Origin of the sequence: Flintibacter faecis (genome assembly GCF_014287875.1) — a bacterium.
In the GTDB taxonomy this organism is placed as follows: domain Bacteria; phylum Bacillota; class Clostridia; order Oscillospirales; family Oscillospiraceae; genus Lawsonibacter; species Lawsonibacter faecis_A.
The window spans coordinates 1-1,849 of sequence record NZ_JACOPN010000026.1 but is presented as its reverse complement, the minus strand read 5'-3'; the positions used below and the strand labels follow the sequence as shown (position 1 = coordinate 1,849).

Annotated in this window: 3 protein-coding genes; all 3 read right to left on the bottom strand. The window is 48.9% G+C overall.

What is annotated here, in order from left to right; translation table 11 throughout:
- Window positions 1–173 precede the first annotated feature (173 nt).
- Window positions 174–317: a hypothetical protein gene (locus H8S55_RS13825; RefSeq protein ID WP_164979630.1), complete on the bottom strand. Its 144-nt coding sequence runs from the start codon at window positions 315–317 to the stop codon at window positions 174–176.
- Window positions 318–455: 138 nt separating this feature from the next.
- The gene (locus H8S55_RS13820; RefSeq protein ID WP_117718978.1) at window positions 456–800 is read right to left on the bottom strand and encodes a TnpV protein; all 345 of its coding nucleotides are present in this window, start codon (window positions 798–800) and stop codon (window positions 456–458) included.
- Window positions 797–1,849: DUF4368 domain-containing protein (locus H8S55_RS13815; protein ID WP_186879353.1), on the bottom strand; the 1,053-nt coding region annotated here is incomplete at its 5' end. The genes H8S55_RS13820 and H8S55_RS13815, both read right to left, overlap by 4 nt.

Genomic DNA, 1,849 nt, shown 5'->3' with positions numbered 1-1,849 from the left:
GCCACCTTGACGGAACGAAGTGACGCAACATTCTCGGTCATGCAGTTTTCTTCTGCTGACGGAGAATGAAGCTCCGCAGGACGCACTACTCTCGACAGAGAGTATAGAAGTGCGCCCTTTAGTTCCTAAAGGGATTTGCTCCGGCTTAACTTCTCGACAAACTTGAAGTTATTTTACTTGCGTTCCATAAATCCTATGATTGAAAAAATCAATCCTACAATCCCAATTCCGATAACGAGCAGCCCCATTCCTGATGAGCAAAGAGAAATTATAATGGCAAAGAGTAGTATTGCAATACCTAATCCAATTTTCTTCATTGTAAATCCTCCTTTACAAATGCCGATTTGTTTCTCAATTTCGTATTCAAATTATACCATAAAACTTGTGAACAATTCTACCGCAACTTTGGACTGTATGAGAAAAGTCCGGACGGTTTTCTGCCCGGACTTTCTCACTCAATCATAAATCAATTCCGCTTTCACAATCTCATCTGCCTGTGCCTTGCAAGCGTTCATCTGCCGCACCCATTCCATTTGGTTTTCGGCTTTCAGCTGTTCGGTCACGCCGTACTGCTTTGCCAGTGACCGCACGATCAGCTCCATGCGGTTTCGTGCCGCTTCGTCAATCTCGGCGCAATGCTCAAAGAGCTTGTCGGATAGCACCAGCTCATTGAACAGTATCGGGCGGCGCATTTCCAAATATGCTTTGCGAAGTCTGCCGTAGTGTCCGAGGGGCTTTGTCTTGCGGATAACGATGTTCGGGATAAGATAATCTCCGTTCTGTGTGTAAGTGATATTCATGCTGATTGCACTCCTTTCATCGGCTCTCTCTGCGGTAAACTGCTGACAGGGACGAACACTCCCTTTGCAATGTCCTCCGCACGAATGGCGGCTTTCTTGGCTTCGATTTCTGCCTTTTTTCTCCCCTTGATTTTGTCCTCGTATCGCTTCTGCGCTCCGCTGGCTTTCCGCTTCAAGTAGTTCTGATGAAGCCTGTCCTTGCGTTCCTCACGCTTGCGGATTTCCTCTAATTCTTCCGGGGTCAGCTCCACTTCTCCAAACGCCGGGGGAACGAATCGCCCAACAAAATTGAAGTAAATCTCGACCTCCTGTGTGGTCTGTATACTGCCTTTGCGGTCACGCTCATGCACAAGGATTTTCTCGATAAACTCGTTGAGCATGGCAATGGTCAGCTTGTCGAAGTTCTCATATTTATCAATCAGAGCGATAAAACGGTCAGCGTCCTTTTCGTGCGTTTCATAGCTCTTGACAGCCTTTTCCAGAGCAGAGATTTCAGCGGTAAGCTCGGCTTGCTCCTTTGCGTATTGAGCGTCCAGAGTGGCGTATCTGCTGTCGGACAGCTTTCCTAAAATGTTGTCCTCATAGATTTTGCAGAGCAGGACTTCCAGCTCGGAAACTCTCTGCTTTGCTGTGGCAAGGCGTGTCCGCTGTTTCCTGACCTCTGTGGTCTGCTGGCTGGACTGCGCTTCCTGCACCACACGGACAAACTCGGCTCGGTCATGCTTCGCATACTCGGCAATGGCTTTGAGCATTTCCGAGACAAGGGACAGTACCACATCTTCATTGATACGGTGCTGGGTCTTGCAGAGCGTTCCGCAAGGAACTTTGGTGTACTGTGAGCAGGTGTATTGAGAAATGCGCTTGCCGTTGTTGGTGCGGTGGACATACATCTTGCCGCCGCAATCGGCACAATAAAGCAAGCCTGTGAGGGGAGCTGCTTCGCCCCAGCCGTCCGGGTAGCGTCTGACATTCCCACGGATTTTCTGCACAAGGTCAAAGGTCTGCTGGTCAATGATAGGCTCATGGGTATTCTCGAAAATTGTCCATTC